At 61.1% G+C, this 17,928-nt stretch carries 20 protein-coding genes, 1 tRNA gene and 1 pseudogene; 5 read left to right on the top strand and 17 right to left on the bottom strand.

All coding sequences use genetic code 11. The features are described 5' to 3' along the window. Positions 1 to 100: 100 nt before the first annotated feature. Positions 101 to 1,576 carry a tRNA guanosine(15) transglycosylase TgtA gene (gene tgtA, locus ACSFC5_RS15275; protein ID WP_440766096.1) on the bottom strand — a complete coding sequence of 492 codons (1,476 nt, stop codon included), beginning with the start codon at positions 1,574 to 1,576 and terminating at the stop codon, positions 101 to 103. A 325-nt stretch (positions 1,577 to 1,901) separates the two neighbouring features. Between tgtA and ACSFC5_RS15270 the strand changes: the two genes are divergently transcribed. Beyond that, positions 1,902 to 3,083: a putative sodium/potassium/calcium exchanger gene (locus ACSFC5_RS15270; RefSeq protein WP_440766095.1), complete on the top strand. Its 1,182-nt coding sequence runs from the start codon at positions 1,902 to 1,904 to the stop codon at positions 3,081 to 3,083. Positions 3,084 to 3,444: 361 nt separating this feature from the next. Further along, a complete protein-coding gene (locus tag ACSFC5_RS15265; RefSeq protein ID WP_440766094.1) occupies positions 3,445 to 4,476 on the top strand; it encodes a hypothetical protein in 1,032 nt (343 codons plus the stop codon). 122 nt (positions 4,477 to 4,598) lie between these two features. Here the strand turns inward: ACSFC5_RS15265 and ACSFC5_RS15260 are convergent, their stop codons facing one another. After that, positions 4,599 to 5,153 (bottom strand): NUDIX hydrolase, encoded by a 555-nt coding sequence (locus ACSFC5_RS15260; protein WP_440766093.1) that lies wholly within the window; start codon positions 5,151 to 5,153, stop codon positions 4,599 to 4,601. 177 nt (positions 5,154 to 5,330) lie between these two features. Here ACSFC5_RS15260 and ACSFC5_RS15255 point away from each other — a divergent pair, with 177 nt between their 5' ends. Next, on the top strand, positions 5,331 to 5,606 hold the full coding sequence (locus tag ACSFC5_RS15255; protein WP_006089028.1) for a PadR family transcriptional regulator: 276 nt from the start codon (positions 5,331 to 5,333) through the stop codon (positions 5,604 to 5,606). 376 nt (positions 5,607 to 5,982) lie between these two features. Here the strand turns inward: ACSFC5_RS15255 and ACSFC5_RS15250 are convergent, their stop codons facing one another. The 4 genes from ACSFC5_RS15250 to ACSFC5_RS15235 all read right to left on the bottom strand — a co-directional run bounded on the left by ACSFC5_RS15250 (position 5,983) and on the right by ACSFC5_RS15235 (position 9,884). Continuing rightward, a complete protein-coding gene (locus tag ACSFC5_RS15250) occupies positions 5,983 to 7,176 on the bottom strand; it encodes a DUF4397 domain-containing protein (protein WP_440766092.1) in 1,194 nt (397 codons plus the stop codon). Between the two features lie 154 nt (positions 7,177 to 7,330). Next, a complete protein-coding gene (locus tag ACSFC5_RS15245; RefSeq protein ID WP_440766091.1) occupies positions 7,331 to 8,062 on the bottom strand; it encodes a profilin-fold protein in 732 nt (243 codons plus the stop codon). A gap of 135 nt (positions 8,063 to 8,197) precedes the next feature. Continuing rightward, the gene (locus ACSFC5_RS15240; RefSeq protein ID WP_440766090.1) at positions 8,198 to 9,442 is read right to left on the bottom strand and encodes a polysaccharide deacetylase family protein; all 1,245 of its coding nucleotides are present in this window, start codon (positions 9,440 to 9,442) and stop codon (positions 8,198 to 8,200) included. 220 nt (positions 9,443 to 9,662) lie between these two features. Next, positions 9,663 to 9,884, bottom strand: coding sequence for a hypothetical protein (locus ACSFC5_RS15235; protein WP_440766089.1), 222 nt, complete (start codon positions 9,882 to 9,884; stop codon positions 9,663 to 9,665). 424 nt (positions 9,885 to 10,308) lie between these two features. Between ACSFC5_RS15235 and ACSFC5_RS15230 the strand changes: the two genes are divergently transcribed. Further along, positions 10,309 to 10,716 carry a TIGR03618 family F420-dependent PPOX class oxidoreductase gene (locus ACSFC5_RS15230; protein WP_440766088.1) on the top strand — a complete coding sequence of 136 codons (408 nt, stop codon included), beginning with the start codon at positions 10,309 to 10,311 and terminating at the stop codon, positions 10,714 to 10,716. A 60-nt stretch (positions 10,717 to 10,776) separates the two neighbouring features. Here ACSFC5_RS15230 and ACSFC5_RS15225 read toward each other — a convergent pair whose 3' ends face one another. The 8 genes and pseudogenes from ACSFC5_RS15225 to trmY all read right to left on the bottom strand — a co-directional run bounded on the left by ACSFC5_RS15225 (position 10,777) and on the right by trmY (position 16,645). Next, positions 10,777 to 10,941, bottom strand: a complete 165-nt coding sequence (locus ACSFC5_RS15225; protein ID WP_440766087.1) for a hypothetical protein — start codon at positions 10,939 to 10,941, stop codon at positions 10,777 to 10,779. Positions 10,942 to 11,316: 375 nt separating this feature from the next. Continuing rightward, positions 11,317 to 11,796, bottom strand: a complete 480-nt coding sequence (locus tag ACSFC5_RS15220) for an Lrp/AsnC family transcriptional regulator (protein ID WP_440766086.1) — start codon at positions 11,794 to 11,796, stop codon at positions 11,317 to 11,319. 1,213 nt (positions 11,797 to 13,009) lie between these two features. Further along, positions 13,010 to 13,306 carry a DUF7692 domain-containing protein gene (locus ACSFC5_RS15215; protein WP_440766085.1) on the bottom strand — a complete coding sequence of 99 codons (297 nt, stop codon included), beginning with the start codon at positions 13,304 to 13,306 and terminating at the stop codon, positions 13,010 to 13,012. A 308-nt stretch (positions 13,307 to 13,614) separates the two neighbouring features. Then, a complete protein-coding gene (locus tag ACSFC5_RS15210; protein WP_440766084.1) occupies positions 13,615 to 13,992 on the bottom strand; it encodes a DUF7344 domain-containing protein in 378 nt (125 codons plus the stop codon). A gap of 427 nt (positions 13,993 to 14,419) precedes the next feature. Continuing rightward, positions 14,420 to 14,707: pseudogene (locus ACSFC5_RS15205) on the bottom strand (PD-(D/E)XK family putative nuclease); the annotation flags it as partial. Positions 14,708 to 15,175: 468 nt separating this feature from the next. After that, positions 15,176 to 15,418: a DUF7563 family protein gene (locus ACSFC5_RS15200; RefSeq protein WP_440766083.1), complete on the bottom strand. Its 243-nt coding sequence runs from the start codon at positions 15,416 to 15,418 to the stop codon at positions 15,176 to 15,178. Positions 15,419 to 15,893: 475 nt separating this feature from the next. Continuing rightward, positions 15,894 to 15,966 (bottom strand) — tRNA-Pro (locus ACSFC5_RS15195). 82 nt (positions 15,967 to 16,048) lie between these two features. Next, a complete protein-coding gene (gene trmY, locus ACSFC5_RS15190) occupies positions 16,049 to 16,645 on the bottom strand; it encodes a tRNA (pseudouridine(54)-N(1))-methyltransferase TrmY (protein WP_440766082.1) in 597 nt (198 codons plus the stop codon). A 208-nt stretch (positions 16,646 to 16,853) separates the two neighbouring features. Here trmY and ACSFC5_RS15185 point away from each other — a divergent pair, with 208 nt between their 5' ends. Next, positions 16,854 to 17,027 carry an HVO_A0556 family zinc finger protein gene (locus tag ACSFC5_RS15185; RefSeq protein WP_440766081.1) on the top strand — a complete coding sequence of 58 codons (174 nt, stop codon included), beginning with the start codon at positions 16,854 to 16,856 and terminating at the stop codon, positions 17,025 to 17,027. Positions 17,028 to 17,035: 8 nt separating this feature from the next. Here the strand turns inward: ACSFC5_RS15185 and ACSFC5_RS15180 are convergent, their stop codons facing one another. The 3 genes from ACSFC5_RS15180 to ACSFC5_RS15170 all read right to left on the bottom strand — a co-directional run bounded on the left by ACSFC5_RS15180 (position 17,036) and on the right by ACSFC5_RS15170 (position 17,793). Beyond that, on the bottom strand, positions 17,036 to 17,194 hold the full coding sequence (locus tag ACSFC5_RS15180) for a hypothetical protein (protein ID WP_175529268.1): 159 nt from the start codon (positions 17,192 to 17,194) through the stop codon (positions 17,036 to 17,038). Positions 17,195 to 17,390: 196 nt separating this feature from the next. Continuing rightward, on the bottom strand, positions 17,391 to 17,585 hold the full coding sequence (locus ACSFC5_RS15175; protein WP_440766080.1) for a DUF8028 family protein: 195 nt from the start codon (positions 17,583 to 17,585) through the stop codon (positions 17,391 to 17,393). 4 nt (positions 17,586 to 17,589) lie between these two features. Next, a complete protein-coding gene (locus ACSFC5_RS15170) occupies positions 17,590 to 17,793 on the bottom strand; it encodes a DUF7511 domain-containing protein (RefSeq protein ID WP_440766079.1) in 204 nt (67 codons plus the stop codon). Between the last annotated feature and the right edge of the window lie 135 nt (positions 17,794 to 17,928).

The raw sequence follows: 17,928 nt of genomic DNA, 5'->3' as shown, positions 1-17,928 counted from the left end.
TCGGCCGTCACGTCCAGCGCTGTGCCCGCGAACTCGTGTCAGTCGGTGGCTTGACCGACGTCTTGTATTTTGTTTCCGCCCATCAGCGATGCACAGGCGGCTACTCCCGACCCAGATCGACGACATCGACGGCATCCGCGACTCGCTCGAGGATGCCGTCGGGCCAGCCGCGGTGACCGAGGGTGATGTCGGCATCCGGATTCGCCGCCGCGAGCCGGGCGACGCCGTCCGCTGCGGCCTCGAGTGCCGCGCGATCCGTCCGATCGGGCACTTCGGCGGTCAGCGGATAACTCTTCGAGAGCGAGCGCGGGAACGGGCCGAACGGCGGCTCGACGCGCCAGGAGTCGTCGAACTCGTCGCCGCGCGGGGAACTCCCCTCGGTGACGAGCAGCGAGTCGGGGACGGCGAGTCGCTCGAGGCGCCGATGGTGGCGCAGGACTTCGGGCCGCCGGGCGCTCTCGGCTGAGGTGTAAAAGAAAGAGCCCTTGGAGACGGGGTCGCTCCGCTCGAGTTGGGCCGCGTGATCGAGCAGCGTGCGGTAGCCGTCGAGCATCGTCGGGTGGGCGCGAGCGCGCTGTTCGACGAGTTCGAGCAGGTTGCCCGCGCGAATGGCCTGCTTGATACGACGAATCTCCTCGAATGTGACGTGGAGGTTGTGCGCGCCGAGTTCGGACTCGCGCTCGTCGTCGGGGAGCGCGCGGAGGTCGTCGGGCGAGTGTTCGGTACAGACGGGACACGAGCAGGGGAGGTAATCGAGATCGTCGAGGTGACGAGTGCCCCGAACCGTGAGGTAGCGATCGTCGCGGGCGTAGAGCGCGTAGGCGGCGGAATCGAACAGGTCACAGCCCATCGCGGCCGCGAGTGCGAACATCATCGGGTGGCCGGCGCCGAAGAGGTGGACCGGCGCGTCGGCACCCAGCCCGCGCTTAGCGGCGGCGACGGCGTCGATCATGTCGTCGTAGCGGTAGTCGTTCATCAGCGGGACGACCGCGCCGACGGGGAAGACGTCGAGCGAGGTGGAATCGGCGTGGCGACCGGCCGCCTCGCGCAGGTCCGGATACGTCGAGCCCTGGACCGGCGCCGACACGAGCATGTCGCCCGTCTCGACGGTTTCGGCGAGTTCGAGGCGTTCCTGGGTCGTCTCGAGTTCAGTCTCCGCGCGCTCGCGGTCGACGTCCGGCGGCGTCGGGATGTCGACGGGCGTGGCGATGTCGGAACCGATCTCGCGCTGGAACTCGAGGATTTCCTCGGTCGTGACGTCGATGTCGCCGTACTCGGAGAGCTGAAAGGAACCCGAGTCGGTCATGATCGCGCCCGGGAACTCGAGTAAGTCGTGGAGCCCGTCCTCGAGGGCGCGCTCGCGGACGGCTTCGGTCTCGTGGATGATATACGAGTTCGTGATGAGGATTTCGGCGCCGAACTCCGTGGCGAGTCGACGGGGGGCGATCGTATCCAGGTTCGGATTGATCACCGGCAGGAGCGCCGGTGTCTCGACGGTGACGTCTGCTCTTGGGACGGTGAGTTCGCCGATTCGCCCGCCGGCGTCGGTGTCCCGGACTTCGAAGCACTCGCGCATTGGTCGGCTGTTGGACCGTCCGACGTAAGTCATGCCGGTTTTCGACGGACGACTGTCGGGGAGCCGTAATTCAATCGTTTCCTGACATACGAACGTAGCGGTAGACGCCCGCTCACGGGCGGTTACGATAAGATGGTGGCGAGCGCAGGCACAAGGGAAATTTCTCAGCAACCGGTAGCCAGCCCCGTATCAATACCGTCCTTTCAGACGACAGGATGAACCACGGATTGGGGACTGTTGCACGGTTTCAAACTGTGACTTTACCAGAGACAATCTCGTAACAGTCGCCTCGTTTTAGCCGTCATCCGCCAGTAACACCGAGTGCATGAATTCACGATCGCAGAAACTCGGTATCGTACTCGTCGCGCTGATGGTCGCCCTCTCGGGAGGCCCGGCCCTCGCTGGCGCATCATCAGGGGCGAGCGACGACGCCGGAGACATGAGCGCAACGCTTCAAGATACGGAGGTCGAGACACTCGAACTGGATAACGTCACTATCGAGAACGCGACCATCGAAGAGCTGAACGTTGAGGAGCTCGACGCCGACACGCAAGCGCTTCAGGACGAACTCGACGCGGCTGGCGACGACAACGCCACTGAGAACGAGACCGACGAACCGGCAACCGGTGCGTCCGTCCAGGATAACGAGACGGAGATGAACGAGACCGCCGGTGAGGAAGTGACGATCACCGGCGTCGAGTTCGAAACGCTCGAACTCGAGGACGTCTCGATCGAGGACCTCGAAGTCGAAGCGGAGGACGAGAACGCTACTGAAGACGACAATGAGACCGACGACAACGAGACCGCTGCCGACGGACAGGATCTGATCGACGAGGACGCCGACGAGCTCACCGTCGAGAACCTCACGATCGAGACGATGGACGTCGAAACGCTGACGATCGACGAACTGACCGTCGGAGAAGACGCTGCTACGGAAGACGACACCAACGAGACGGACGATAACGCCACCGAAGACGAGAACGACACCGACCTCGTCGACGGCGACGAGGAAACGGACACGACTGAAACCGGTGCTGCCATCCAAGAGGACGATGAGGACGGCATCGGTCTCGACGACGATAACGAGACCGACGATAACGAGACCGACGATAACGAGACCGACGATAACGTCACCGACGACGAGACCCAGGAAGACGAGATCGAGAACCTGACGATCGAGCAGTTCGACGTCGAGGAGCTCACTGTCGAGTCGATGACGGTCGAAGAAGTCGAGGAAGGTGACGAGGCTGATATGGAAGAGGACGGCCTCGCTGAGGACGAGAACGAGACCGACGAGGAGACCGTCTCCTCCGTCTCGGCGTCTACGATGGACATCGGTAACGCGACGGCCGAATCGCTGACGCTCGCCGACGCCTCCGAACTCGAGGACGCCGGCGAGGAAGACCCAGCCGTCGAAGACAACGCTACGGAGGACGCAGATAACGACACAGCGGATAACGACACGGACGAAGAGGACGACGACGGCATCCTCGGTGTCCTGAACTGATCGACACGGCGTGAGACCGCGGTCGGTGCGATCCTAATCGCCGCCGCCGACCACGCTCTTTTTTCGCGCGACTACCAGTCACGAGAGATCCGTTTCCAGCGGTCGGGCGGGTCCGTCCCGTCCGATGCGATCCGGTAACACTTCGTTCTTCTCCAGTCAGAATAAGCCGGTGGCGAGCGCAGGCACAAGGCTGATTTCGGTCGCTCAGCCGGATTCGATCACCGCGACGGACCATCATCGAGCCGAATACGATGAACAGCAGGTTATGGCCATAGCGGTGGTCGCTAACTGCGTGTTTCTCCGAGATAACGCCGTAACAGTCGGCCCGTTTTAGCCGGAATCTACCGCTACTATCGAACGCATGGTTTCACGAACGCAACAATTCGGTGTGGTATTCCTCGCGCTGCTAGTTGCCCTTTCGGGGGGTCCTGCCCTCGCAGGCGCATCCACAGGGGCGAACGACGACGCCGGAGACGCGAGCGCAACGCTCGAAAACGTACAGGTCGACACGCTCGAACTCGAGAACGTCACGGTCGAGAACGCCACGATCGAGGAACTCGAGGTCGAGAACTTCGACGCAGACCCACAGGAACTCGAGGAGGAACTGAACGAGTCCGAAGATAACGAGTCCGAGAACGCCACCGGCGTGGAGAACGGCACCGACGACAACGTGACCATCTCCGACATCGAACTCGAGCAACTCGAGCTTCAGAACGTCTCGCTCTCCGACCTCGAACTCGACGGAGCCGAGGGTACGGAAGCGATGGACGACGGTGCGAACGAGACCAACACGTCGGCAACCGATGCGTCCATCCAGGACGAGAACGAGACGGACGAGAACGCCACCGCCGGCGACGGACAGGATCTGATCGACGAGAACGCCGACGAGGTCGTCGTTCAAGAGCTGACGATCGAGACGATGAGCGTCGAGTCACTGACGATCAACGAACTGCAAGTCGAAGAGGACGGCGGTATCCTCGATCGGGTCAGCGACTGGGTCGGCGGATTGTTCGGTGACGACGGAGGCGGCGAGGACAACGCCACGCAGGAGGACAACGAGTCGGCCGACGGCGAAACGCAGGAGATCGACCAGCTCACGATCGAGCAGTTCGACGTCGAGTCGATGTCGATCGACACGATGGCCATCGAGTCGCTCGAGGAAGCGAACGAAACCGAAGACGAGGAGAACGCCACCGCCGACGAACCCGAAGACAACGTGACCACCGACGGCGAGACGGTCTCACAGGCGTCCGCTTCGACGATCAGCATTGATAACGCGGACGCTTCGACCGTCACCCTCGGGGACGCGAGCGATCTCGAGGACGCCGCTGACGAGGCCAACGAGACCGAGACCAACGAGACCGAGAACGAGACGGAAGCCAACGAAACGTAGAACGACATCGAAGCCGGCGGCGCCGAGGCTGACGACGACTGATCACACACCGCCGGGCGGTGGACCGGCGGATCGGTCACGACGGATTCGGTTTTTTGCGGTCGAACGTTCGCGTCGTCACGTCACTCGTCGCGCTCGAACAACTGATAGTACGACACCGCCAGGACCGTTCGTCCGTCTCTGATCGCTCCGGCGCGGACGGCCTCGAGCAGTCGTTCGTACGGGCGTCGCTCGACTCGGATGCTCTCGTTGTGGTCGAGTCGCTGCTCGGCCGTCGGCCGACAGCCGTGCGCGACGAAGAGATGGAGCACCGAGTCCGCGAGGCCGTTGGCCATTTCGACGGAGACCAGCGGCTCGAGTCGCTCGGCCTCGTGGCCGGTCTCCTCGGCGAGTTCGCGGCGGGCTGCCGCCTCGAGGTCGTCGTCGTCCGGCTCGGTGCCGCCCACGGGGAGACCGCGGTTGATTCGGGAGACTGCCTGGCGCCACTCCTCAATGCAGACGACGTCGCCGTCGGCTGCGAACGGGAGCACGCAGACGCTCGCAGGTTCGGAGAGGTAGTCGAACTCGGTTTCGGTGCCGTCGGGAAGCTGAACGGACTCGTTAACGACGTCAAAGCCCGGGCAGGAGTAGGCTACCTGGCGATCGGTGGTCTCCCACGCGAGTGGATCCGGAGGCATACCGGGCTGTACGGCGGTAACCGTCAAAAACGCCGCGTCACGCGGTCGTCGTCGGCGCTTTCCGCGCTGGGGCGTGCGAGAGCCGTCCTACGCGGTGCGTTCCGGACGCTCGGCCGATCGTACCTGCCCTATAACAAAGCCACAGATCGGTGAACGTCGTCATTCAGAGGGTGATCCATGGATCAGTTAACTGGCTTCCAACGTGACTTGCTGTACGTGATCGCAGGTAAAGACCGTCCGTCCGGACAGGAGATACTCGACGACATCAATCGGTACATCGATCAGCCGGTCACCCACGGCCGGCTGTATCCCAATCTCGACACGCTGGTCGAGAAGGAACTCGTCGAGAAAGGCCAACTCGATCGGCGGACGAACTACTACGCACTAACCCCGAAAGGGAGACGCGTCCTGCAGCGCCGTCAGGAGTGGGTCGACCAGTACGTCGACGTCTAACACTCCTGGCTCTTCTCGAGCCGCGTGCTGCAGCTCGACGAGCTACGGCTACGCCTAACTTGCCGAGTCTGCGACCTGGTATCGATCGGCGATCCGCGACCAGTGACAGGGAGCCAGTCCGCCGCCAGCGGCGTCCGTGACCGATCCGTGTCCCCGCTTTGCCGACCGTCTATCGAAAACGTCGTTCGCGCCCGCACAGCGATTCCACGCAGGAGAGCGGCCTCGTCGGAGTGATGCGACGCAGGATTTCCTGTCTCCGGATACCGGGAGTCTGAATAGTGCAGCTGTTCGTGCGTGCGATAGTCGTCCTCGACCGGCGAATTGCGTTCGAAAAATGACCGCTGGAACCGGATACTCCCGGAGAGATCGTCCGTGATCAGTTGTCGGTCGTCATCGGCTCTTCTTCCTCGTGCTCGTCGCTCTCGTTGTACTCGTCGCTCTCGTTGTACTCGTCGCTCTCGTTGTACTCGTCGCTCTCGTTGTACTCGTCGCTCTCGTTGTACTCGTCGTCGCCATTGTCGACTTCCTCTTCGTCCGGTTCCGCTTCGTCGGGCGCCTCGTCGTGGTCGGCGTCTTCTTCTTCGAGTCCGTCGACGGCGACGCGAAGCTCGAACGGACGGTCCTCAACGTCGCCTTCGAAGTAGCCGATTGCGAACGCCGTGTACACCGTGTCGTCCTCGAGTTCGACGTCGACGGAGACGAGGGGCTCGGCCTGATCGATGACCTCGTCTTCGTCGAGTGCGTCGTCGGTCGCGTTATCGTCGCCGAGACCGGTATCGTCGTCAGTCTCATTCTGGATGGACGCTGCGGTTTCGGGCTGTTCGGTGTTCTCGCCGTCACTGTCGAGCTCGGTCCCGCCGGCTTCGAACAGATCGAGCGTCTGCGTTCCGGGTTCGAACGAAACGTATCCCGACGGCTCACCGAAGCCGACGTCCTCGTAGAGCGGAAGTCCCTGTCCGTCCGTGATGTCGAGTGCGGGCGCGTCGGGAGAGGCGTGGACCAGTCGAAGCTGTGACGTGCCCTCCTGTTCGACCTCTTCTCGGTCCAACAGCAGGAGGACCTCGAACGTTCCGGGTCCGCCTTCGTCGGCGTCCTCGTCGGTCGCCTCGTCCTCGAGACCGTCGTCGACGCCGTCAGCTACGTCTTCACCGTCGTCATCCGTCTCGTTCTGGATGGACGAGGCGGTTTCCGGCCCTTCGATTTCGCCGATCGCCGCGGCCGTGTAGTAATCCGTATCGACCGGGAGGGTATCCTCGTAGACCGGTTCGTCGTCGCCGGCAGCCGTGATGGTCAGGGTGTACGTTCCCGGTGCGATCTCCAGATACGGCGAGAGTTCGTCGTACGCGAGGTCCGTGAGGATCTGCTGGTCGTCGACGTAGACGTCGACGTTCGGGGCGTCCGGTGAGAAGTGACCGACGCGAATCGCTCCCATCTCTCCGTCGTCCGGTTCCTCGTCCGGGTCTCGTTCGTCGTCTTCGTGCTCGTTGATGGCGAGTGCGGTTCCACTCAGTGCCGAACCGCCGCCAACTATACCGATTGCCTTGATTGTCGAGCGTCGTGATAGGGTCATACTACATCCAAAACGGCGGGCGAAATGGGGAAAAACCAGTCAGTCAGTTACCGTGATTGTCGACCCGTTTACTCCGCCGGGGTCCGTGTAGAACGCTCGTAACGGATCGAAACGTCCTCCTACAGCGCGGTATCGGCTCCGAACACCGAGTCCCTTATGAGTCTTCGCCGAGTGACACCTGCGACAGATCCGCCTCGAGTTCGTCGACGTGTTCGTTGAACGCTTCGACGAACGCACCGACATCGTCGGCGAGTCGACGGACTTCGGGTGCGGACGGCGGACCGTACTGCGAGAGGAGGTACGTGCCGTCCGAGCCGCCGACTCGCAGATAGGAGACCGCGTCGCCGTCCCACTTGAGTTCCCAGCGCGTTCCCGACACCGTCGTGGAGTAGGTGCCGTACTCGCCCTCGTACCGGTAGAGTTCGCCCGCCATCGCGGTCCCGACCTCGCGAATTCGCTGAACGATTCGGTCGCGTTCGGCGACCAGTTCCGCCGTCGACTCGACTGCGGGGAACTCGTCGGGCACGTCCGCGAGCAGGCCGTCGAACGATCGAACGTACTCGTTGTAGGCCGCGACGAAGTTCCCGTAGTCGGCCATCGCCGTCTCGAGCGGGCCGGGTTCGGGCGGCTGCTTGCTCGAGACGACGTACGTCTCCGATCCCGATTTGGGGTCGAATCGGAGGTACTGCACGTCGCCGGCTTCGTACTTGACCGTCCAGCTACCGCCGTCCGTGTCGAACTCCTCCTGGCCGTAGTCGCCGCCCTGCAAGACGGCGAGTTCGCGCGCGATCTGGCCGGCGTGCGTCCGGACGCGAGCGGCCAGTTCGTCGCGCCGTTCGGCGACTTCGTCCATGCCGTCGACGTCCGCATCGAGTCCCTCGGTCATCACTCGAGGATGGTGCTGGACGCCGATACCCGTTGCGACTTGCGGGTTCCGTGACCGAAAAACAGCGCTCCGGGGTCCTCGATCGAGGGCTGATCCTCAACCGTACGGGACCGATAGCTCGTCGATGGCGGCTGCTTACTCGCCGTCGTACACGTACTCGGTCTCGAGGTCGTCCGGCATGATGACCTCGAGTTCGCCCTCGTCGACGTAGTCCTCGAGGCGGTCCAACGTCTCCTCGAGCCGCTCGACCGTGTCGTCGTCTTCGAGCGAGTAGTAACAGAGCGTGGTGATCCCGCCGAGTTTCGCCGTTCGCTCGAGATCCTCCTCGACGTCTTCGACGTCCGGGTCGAGGAGGCGGGGATAGCGAGCCGCGTTGACGACGTGACCCTGTACGGGATGGTGTCCGGCGAACCCGACGTCGTAGGTGTCCGCGACGAGTTCGAGGGTGTCCTCGTCGTACTGGCCGGCCGGATACGAGAAATAGCGGGCCCCGTTCTCGTAGCCCTCGTCCTCGAGCCACTCCTGTGCGTCGGTGAGTTGAGCGGCCTGATCGTCCTCGTCGTAGTTATCGAGGATCTGTCCGTTCGCCGCGTAACTCGCGATCATGCAGCCGGCGTCGTCGAGTTCCTCGACCTGGTCCTCAGTGAGATAGTCGCCTTCCGCGTCGTCGTCCTCGCGGACCAGATCCGTCGGAACGAACGCCGTGGCGGGGTAGTCGTACGCCTCGAGGATCGGCAGCCCCTCGGACTCGATCGACTCGTGGCCGCCGTCGAACTGGATCATCACCTGCCCGTCCTCGGGTCTGGGAACTGCGTAGAGATCGTCGAGCAACAGCCTGTCTTCGGCGTCTTCGGCGGAGAGAAACGCGATGTGAATGTCGGTGATCTCGGTCAGTTCGACGCCGCTGTCAATCCTCGCGACGCCGAAGTTACAGCGCTGTAGTCCACCGGGGTGGATCGTCGCACGGTAGTCGATCACGTTGCCGTCGTCGTCGAACAGCTGGATCATCGGGGTGATCGTCTCCTCGCTCGCGACGGCCAGTCCGAGATTCGCGGTCGAGCAATCGACGGGCTCGGGAAGTTCGCGGACGATCCGAGCCTGCTGGTCGTCGCCGTCGGTCTCGAGCAGCACGGACTGGTCTCCCGCGACGGCCCGATCCGATTCGACGGACATGGAGCCGCTGGTTACGGTCCACGCGCCGAGATCGTCGAAGTCGTCGAGCGTCCCGTCCTCGTCGGGTCCCTCGAGTTCCGGCGGCCCGTCGTCGACGGTCTCGTCGTCCGCCCCCTCGTCGGTGTCGGAACCACCGAGTCCGATGCAGCCTGCTACGGTCGCTGCAGTCGCCCCCGTTGCCGTCGCGAGATAGGTACGGCGTCTCATGCGGATACGGTTAGGGCGGACGGGGGATTGTTATCCACCGAACAGCCCCGGTATCGTGACGTTTAGGGGCGGAATACAGGTCGCTCGAGAACCGGAACGTCGCTCGCCCTCTCGCGAGGAATCGGGACTATCGTACTATTTCTGTACGCCGTACTCTCATCAACGCAGAACGAAATTAAGGGTATTCACAGTCCGTGCTCGCTGCGTCTGTGGAACGTTGTTACGCTTCGTCCTCGTCATCCTGTTCGGGAGCATCTTCCCCGTTCTCACCGGCGAGGTCGTCCTCGTCCTCGTCCCCCTCCTCCGCTTCTTCTTCGTCTTCTAAATCCTGCCCGTTTCCGGTGCCCTCTTCGGTGCCGGGTTCGTCTCCCTCCTCTTCGCCAGGTCCACCACAGCCGGCCAGCAACGCCGCCGATGTCGCGGCACCTGTCAGCTGTAGCATCCCCCGTCGTGTCCGTTTCGATCGTGTCACAGCAACAGCCACTTTTCCGACGGGAATAAGCCGATAGCCGACACTTGCGTGGTCGAACGGCACGACCCGTCGCTCGCGCCTCGCAGTGTTAGCGCTGATATTGTCTCCGGGTGATTGTCGCTCCCTGTGAGTCGCTCGATTCTGTCTCCGGGCTCGAAGACATCACCACGTTCGTCGTAGCGGCCCCATCTGCCGACGATTATCGCCTCACGGACTTCGTTCCAGATCGCGCCGCATCGGTGTTACGACCGAAGGCGCTGCGTGGCCGTTGGCGATGCCTGTCACACTTTTTACCGCCGATGGGCCGTTTGGTCGTCGATCCGCGTTCTCGAACCCGGCGGTCACCTCCCAGTGTAGGCACCAGAGCAAAGCCATCGACGGCTGAATCGAACCTATGGAGTCCATTCCCGACTCGTTCCAAGACCTGTTCGAGAAGCAAACGTACGCCCACGTCGCGACGCTGAGCGACGAGCAGGACCCGCACGTCACACCGGTCTGGATCGATTACGACGGCGACGACGAGCGGCTCCTGATCAACAGCGAACGCGGTCGGCAAAAGGTGCGCAATCTCGAGGCCGATCCGTCCGTCGGGGTCAGTATGATCGACCCGGACAACCCCTACCGACGACTGTCGATACTCGGCGAGGTCGACGAGGTGACGACCGAGGGTGCACGAACCCACATCGACGAACTCACGCGGCGGTATATGGACGAAGACGAGTACCCGATGGAAATCGAAACGGAGCGCGTCCTCTTGCGGATCCGCGTCGACGAAATCGTCGACGCACGGGACACCAGCTAACGCGCGTTCGTCGTAACCGGCCCCACCCTCGAGTGGCGCTGGATTATCTGTGGAGCGACACTACCCGTCAGTAGTCGACTCGTCGTTCCCGGATTCGGTTTCGGCGGGCCAGTTCGAATGGCGACGGCGGGACTGGCGATTCAGCAGTTCCACTTCGTGGGCCATATCGGCGTGCTCGTTGAATACCTCCTGTGCGTTCTCGAGGCCGTCGATCAGTCGCTCCATTTCGCACATATGACAGATGCACCGATAGCGTTCCTCACTCATCGGTCGGTGATCGTCGGTCGGACACTCGACTGTGATCCCGGCGCAGGTGCCACTCGGCGTGGCAATTGCCGCGCGTGAGGAGCGTCGTGTGCGGTCGATGCGGTACTCGACGGCCACTCAGGACAGTCGCGGCCGTCGGTTCCTCGGTTCGGGAGGAAACGGATCCGAGCGGAATCTCCGGAATCGGTATCAACAATTCGCTCCGGTACGACAGTCATCGTCCGCAACTTATTCGCCTATACAAAAATACTTCCCCCAAATCTATTTGGAAGCGAACTGGTAACTTGCAACCGCTTTAAAATTCGAATAAAAGTACCTGTATATTAGTACTCGTCACTCCTTCGAGACGACGTGCTCACCGAAGTGGTTGAACGGTCGAATGCGCTCCTTCCGGAGCAAACTTTCCCGTTCGATCGTCAGCGGCAGTTCGTCCAGTTGAGCGGCGATATCGTTGACCTCCTCGGTAGTACTCGCAACCGCGAGCGCACGAATGTTCTCCCGCGCGCTCAACATCTCGTCTACCTTGACGACGTTGGGGAGTTCGAGCACCCGTGCAGCGATCTCCTCGCGCTTGTTCGTCGCCGCGGTACAGGAAAATTGGAGTCGCATCGGAAAGCCCGCCGCTTCGTAGTCGATGATCGGCACATACCCCTCGATTACCCCCTTCTCTTCCAACCGCTCGATCCGATTTCGAATCGTCGTATCGGTTACCGGCAGCTGATCGGCCATATCGACCGGCGTCGTGGCTCGAGCGTTCTGCTGGAGAAGATGGAGGATTCCGTAGTCGATCTCGTCGAGTCCGTCGGCAGCCATACTCGAGATAAGTCCATGAGTCCGCAAAGACTCTTCTGGTAGCCGCGAGCGGTGTCAACCCGTTGTAAATGGCGGTTGGCAGGGTTGAGCGGCGCTCAGTGTAGCCGTCCCCGAGCGCATCGAGAATCAGCGCGCTCGCGGTTGGTTCGTGTTCGTCGTGACCGCCCGCCGATAGCCTCGAATCCGCGGACGGCCGGGTCCGACGGATCCGAATCGGTAGCCGGGCCGGAGCGTGCCTCTGACAACGTATCGTTCGACTCGGCTGCTGACTGGCTGTCGTCGGTTGCAGTAGTACCGCGGGCTGACTGGTCAGTGCTGCTCGAGGTCGCCCAGACCGGCCTCGGGGACATCCTCCATACTCCGAGCGGTCGCCTCGACAGTCTCTCGTCGAATCGGCCAGTTTGCGACCGCATCGACAATCACCGGTCTCGCGGTCAGCTTCCGGATATTATTGCCAACTCCTAGCGGATTTATTAGCGTTTACTGAGTGAAGGGTAGTGGACTCAGAGGCACCCGAAACCACCACAACCACCAGAATTACCAACTGAGTCCGAATTCCATAGAGCAGTTCGTATTGCTGCTCCGTGTCAGGGGAGACCACCCTGACACTCCTGACCTCAGTACCCCTATTAGCACCGCCGTCGGTTCGAACTCTCCTTGGACCCGTCGTTGCTCTGCTAGTACGGAGGCGGCGATCACCGCGGGACCGAACAGGCGAAAATCTCAATCGGATCGATTTGCTGAATTGGCCGTAGTGATTATCTGTTGATGATCCTATACTGAATTGGAATAACTATGGAAGCAAACTATCCAAAAACTGTACAGCAGATGTACAATGACCTTACTGGTATTGTGGAAGGAGGCAGTCTCTACACTCTCAGGCGAACAGAACCGTTCAATATTGAGTATATCGAGCGAATTTCTCGCAGTAGCAAGTCTGATCCAGATGTCTCTAATAATCGAGTAGTGGTGTATCTGACTTCGAAGCGTGGAAAGGAATATCGAATAGTAGTTGATTGTGGAAGTAACCGCTGTGCCATGGAAGACATTCAAGCCGGGAAATGGAGGACATTTTCGAACGATCTTTCGGGCTTCCGATATCGATCACCAAACCATCCTGAACAGGGTCAAAACTGGCCAAACGATCTAGGTTGATTCTCGCATTGATCAAATTCACTCTCGTAGATCTGTGCTTCTAAAACCCATTTTCATCTCATGATTCGAACTCTCCTTTCGTTGTGACCAACACCGAACTCTCGAGGTCAAAGCTGACGGCTCGAGTGCTCAGCGTCTCGGCGATCTCCCGGCGCTGTTCGCGAGTGAGGTCATCTCGCTCGAGGACACGCGTGGCTGCGGCGACGAGCTGGTCGACGTCTTCGCAGGCGAACGCGACCGCATTGCTCCGGTTGTAGTCGTAGAACCGGGCGGCGTTCTGGATAGCGTCGAATCGCCATTCGTTGCCGTCGTCAGTCCGGATTCGTACCGATCCGGGCGTCTCGTAGTGAGACATAGCCGTGAACACGACCCGCCTATCCCCCGTTTTTTCGGTTCACTCGAGCGGTCTTAGGTTATAAAGAGGGGGTGACACCCATCGTGATCGGCGCGACGGCCGGGGCGATCTCGCGGGCTGTGGGCCGAATATGAACACGGCCGATACTCGTCTCGTGTTCATATTGGGGAAACCGTTCTTCGCGACGTCCAACCGCAAGAAGTTGTATCAAAACAGTGTTTCGGCAGTTCTATTCAGTCAGAATTCGCCTGGATATCACGGTAAGTACAGACGAAATACTGAACAACGTCTGCGATCTCAACCGGACCTCACCGACGATCGATTACGACGGGGCTTTTCGGACGGCGTCCATCCTGCTGTTCAGCCACCAGTCTGAGAGAAGGCCTGACTTCGTCAAAACGGGGGCCTTGTGTTACGAGGTCGTTATCTCTATCCCACTCGATGAAGCCGTACTCTTCCAATTTCGGAAGGTGGATGTGGTGCATACCGATCGAGTCCTCATCCGCTTCCGCAATCGTTTGAGAACTGGCTAGATGGTTCTGGAGTAGGTTCTCGTCCGCTTCTGCAATCTCACGGGACATGCCAGACGGTTTTGGAACGTCTTGGGGGCCGGAGAGTAGTTGTACTAGTAGCTGTCGACGGTGACTGGCTGCCAACGCGTCGAAGACGTTATCATGATTGACCATCCCGTATCCCTCGCTTCAGCTATGGCCCCTCATAACGGTAAATACGCATCATTTTCACAGTGTACAGCTGTTTTGATTAACTGAGTGAGTGCGTATACCCCGTTCAGTTTGCATGTGTAGTGAGCGAAAAAGGAACGTTCCACTTGTCTCCCTCCTAAGCGGACTTGGCAACATCGGCTATCAAGGTCCCACTACCCTGTACCAGCGGGTCTACCCAGCGTAAGTCCCTGTATCGGCCAGTCCAATTTTTCGCTAGCGCGGCGCGCAGAGCACGCGCCGCGCAATTATCCTGCCCCCTTAGGGGCATATATGTCTCGTGGCCCCTAGTATTTCGGATATGTTAATTCAAGAAAAACAATCTGTCCTCTCACACTGGGCGTTCAGACACTAGTATTGGCAGGTACATCCCGCCCGCCTCGAGGAGCTAATCGTGCGCTTGGCGTTTGACGTAGAACCGCCCTCGAGTCGATCGGCTACCGTTGCTCGTCTCGATCTGACAGCCGTTGATCTCGACTGGCCTCTCGGGCTCGACGAGGACGATACCGTAGAACGGGAGCAATCGGCTCGCCTCGAGAACGGCCGTGGTTCGCGCGTCGTGCCAGGTGGCCGTCCGGTCACCGACGTACTCCAAGGCGTCGATCACCTGCACGATCTCCGCCTCGAGGAAGTCACCGCTGGCCTTCGAACTCTCGAGCGGCGACGTTCGCGAACTCATCGAGAACCACCATCCTCGCGATCAATTCCCGGCTGTAGTGAACAGTGATTGTTTCGTACACCGACTCCCAAGCAGTCAAAGTAGTTATGACAACTGATTAGAGAAAACGGGGTATGTCCGCTAAATCGCATTACGGAATGATCGGATTTAGTGCCACGGTACTCCTCGTGTGTGCCGTTATTGGAATCGCTTCCTTCGTTCTGACGGAGAACATCGGCGCGATAATCATCTGGATTTGGATAGGGATCGGACTGGCTGTGATCTATAACCTGTCTCGAATTGCCAGTGCGCTTGAACAGATGGCGTAGCCCCTGAAACCGCTCACTACCGCTCGAGACGTTACCGCCGTCGGATCGAACCTCTCGCTCCTCGAGCGCGCGGCGAACGTCGGCGTCGCTCGCTTGATGGGCTGGATGGACTATGGGCGTCCGACTCTCGACAAGGCACAGTTGACTCGCCCGGACGAACTCAGACATCGGCCTCACCTCCGTGGTGGCCCTCGGCGATCTCCGGGTCCGGGATCGTGACCTCGACGCCAGCAGCGGACCCACGAGTCAGTCGGCGGTACGAGTCACACTCTCCGCAGCGATGGGCGCGGTTGCTGTTGTCGCCGTAGACGCGGCAAAACCGCTCCGAAACATAGGATCTGCAGTGTTCGCACGTGGTCGAGGTGTCGGTCGACGGCCACGGCGCGATCGTCACGCCGACCACCCCCCAAACCGGCCGCTAACTGTCAGGAGATGCGGGAAACGGGGTTCTATTCAGTGAGCCGGCGCAGATGTCGAACACGGGAACACGGTCGCTCTCGCTTCGCTCGAGCGTTGCGATTTCCCTGCTCGAACCTGCTTGGATTCATTTTCCCGCATCGCAGACTCGTCGCTTCGCTCCTCGTTTTTCGACGCGGGAAAAGTGGATCGGCGCAGATTCGAACCACGCCCAGACGTGCTCACTCCGTTGCGCGCGTCTGGTCTCCTTCGAATCTGCGCGCCGTCATCGACTCCCGCACTTCGGTTGCCTCGCGCCGCATACGCGTCGCTCGGCGGTTTGAAGTGCGGGAGTAGAATGGGCCGGCGCAGATTCGAACCACGGTCGCAGCAGAGCTGCTCCCTGATTCGAAGCTTCGCGGCTGCATTTCACCCCGCCTCGGACTCCTCGCTACGCTCGTCGTTTTGAAGTGGGGTGAAAATGGGCCGGCGCAGATTCGAACTGCGGTTACGGCCACCCGAAGGCCGAAGGATACCAAGCTACCCCACCGGCCCGCATTGACAACTGTGAACGCCGGATCGTTTAACGGTTGCGAAACCGCTGATCGGACCACCGGGAAGCGCTTCTCACACCCACTCAGAACCGCTCGTAGCCGTTCGTATCCAGATAGTGATGGGCCACCGTAATCGCCTGGTCCGCGTGCAACAGCTCCGGTCCGAGTCGAAGCCGCCGGTCGACGACATCCTCGAGCACCCGCTCTTCGTCGTCCGTGAAATCCTGGTGATCCGAGAGCACGAATATCGGATCCTCGAGTCCACCCACGTCGACCATCGCCTCACCGTCCTCGTGTAGCTGGACGATGGATCCCTCTGATGCAACCGTCTCGAGGGTCCCTTCGAACCCGCGCCGATACACCTCGATCCCCGGACTGGGTTCCGCGGGCAGCGCGCCGATGGCCTCGTCGCGGTGCGCGATGGCCGTCCGAACCAGTGCCGCAGTGCTCCGCTCGTCGGGATTCAGCCGGCGAAGCTCGCTCCCGTCGAAGGTGATCGTGAACTCGTTCTGCACTACGAGATGCGTGCGGACGTCCTCGCGGATACCGTGGGAAGTGACGAACGAAGCGGTAATCGAGCGACAGAGGGCGTCGAGTCGACCGGCCCCGCCGGCGAGGTCGTCGAGCGAGAACTCGGGGTCGGTCGGCACCTCGTGACCGAGCAGTACGAATTGGCGCATATCGGAGGAACGACGACCGACGGGATAGCCGCCACGGTTTCATAGCGGCCGATCTCCAGTACCGTCTAGGGAACTCATACCGCGAGGCCAAGTGGAAACACGGGGTAACTCGGCCGGTTACGATCCACCGCTCGTCTCGATTTGGGGGTAATTGACATTGCATAGGCATGGCCAACCGTTTCCAGTGTCTCGGCTCTGTACTGCGTATATGGCGAAATCACAGTCGTCACGGACGAGCGACGACGACCCGAAGTTACTCGCGATTCTCGAGGGACGGCCCTGTCCCGACTGCGACGACGGCGAACTCGAGCGCGGCACCTACAAGGAAAACCGAGCGGTGGTCTGTAACAGCTGCGACACCCCGCGTGCCCAGCTGTGGTAGCCGGCTGACTACCGCTCGAACGCACCGATCCAGGCGTCGGTCCCCCGTCTGGCACACCAGTCCTCGTGGGCGTCGTAACAGCCCGAATCCATCGCGGACCCACACGTACACCAGACTTGCTTTTCGCGCGGGACGTCTCGGGTACAGAGCGGACAGCGGGTACGCATACGCGCCGCTCCCACGCCGAGTAGGGTATTTCTTTCATCGGGTTCGCTGACCAGTCCGTGAGACGGTATGCCGTGCGCGTTCGTCAGCGTCGAACGGTTCGTCGTCGCGGCGACAGCGAGCCGAGTGCACGGCTCGAGCAATCTTGAACGGGTGGGGAGAGCCGATACGAAGCCTCGCCAGTGGCGCGCGAGGCTGTCAGCGGGTTCGGGAGGCGGGATACTCGTGGCCGACGATCAGGGCGAGCGCGTGGACCGTGAGGAGTCCGACGAGGATCGACAGCGTGGTGACCGAGTCGATACCGGCGAAAAAGACCGGGAGATAGGCGACCGGCAGGAGCGTGCCGAGCCAGAAGCCGGCAGCGGTGATCGTGTGGCCGAGGTGAACGCTCATGGCATCAGCGCATCGACTCGAGTGCGACGTACGAGTCCTCGTGGGCGGAGATCCAATTGGTCATCAGGGCCTCCTCGCTCGCCTCTCGGGGAAAGATCGCACACTCGTTCGGAGCGTCGTCGTTCTCGACGGTCACGTGATCCAGTTCCGTCGTCGGTTCCTCAGGAGGTGACTGCGTGTCGCCGTCAGTGTTGATGTCCGTGTTCATGCGTGGCAGGCGATGAGGGAATCGCTCTGGTCACGACTACCCGAGAGTATCCTATTGTTATCGACCTGCTAACCGGTTGAACAGTGACGATAGCGTTCAGTTCCGGTCCAGTTCAGACCGTTCAGTCACGAAACC

This window comes from Natronorubrum marinum (genome assembly GCF_052040125.1).
Lineage (GTDB): Archaea > Halobacteriota > Halobacteria > Halobacteriales > Natrialbaceae > Natronorubrum.
The sequence above is the reverse complement of the archived record's forward strand: the minus strand, read 5'-3'. Positions and strand labels throughout refer to the sequence as shown.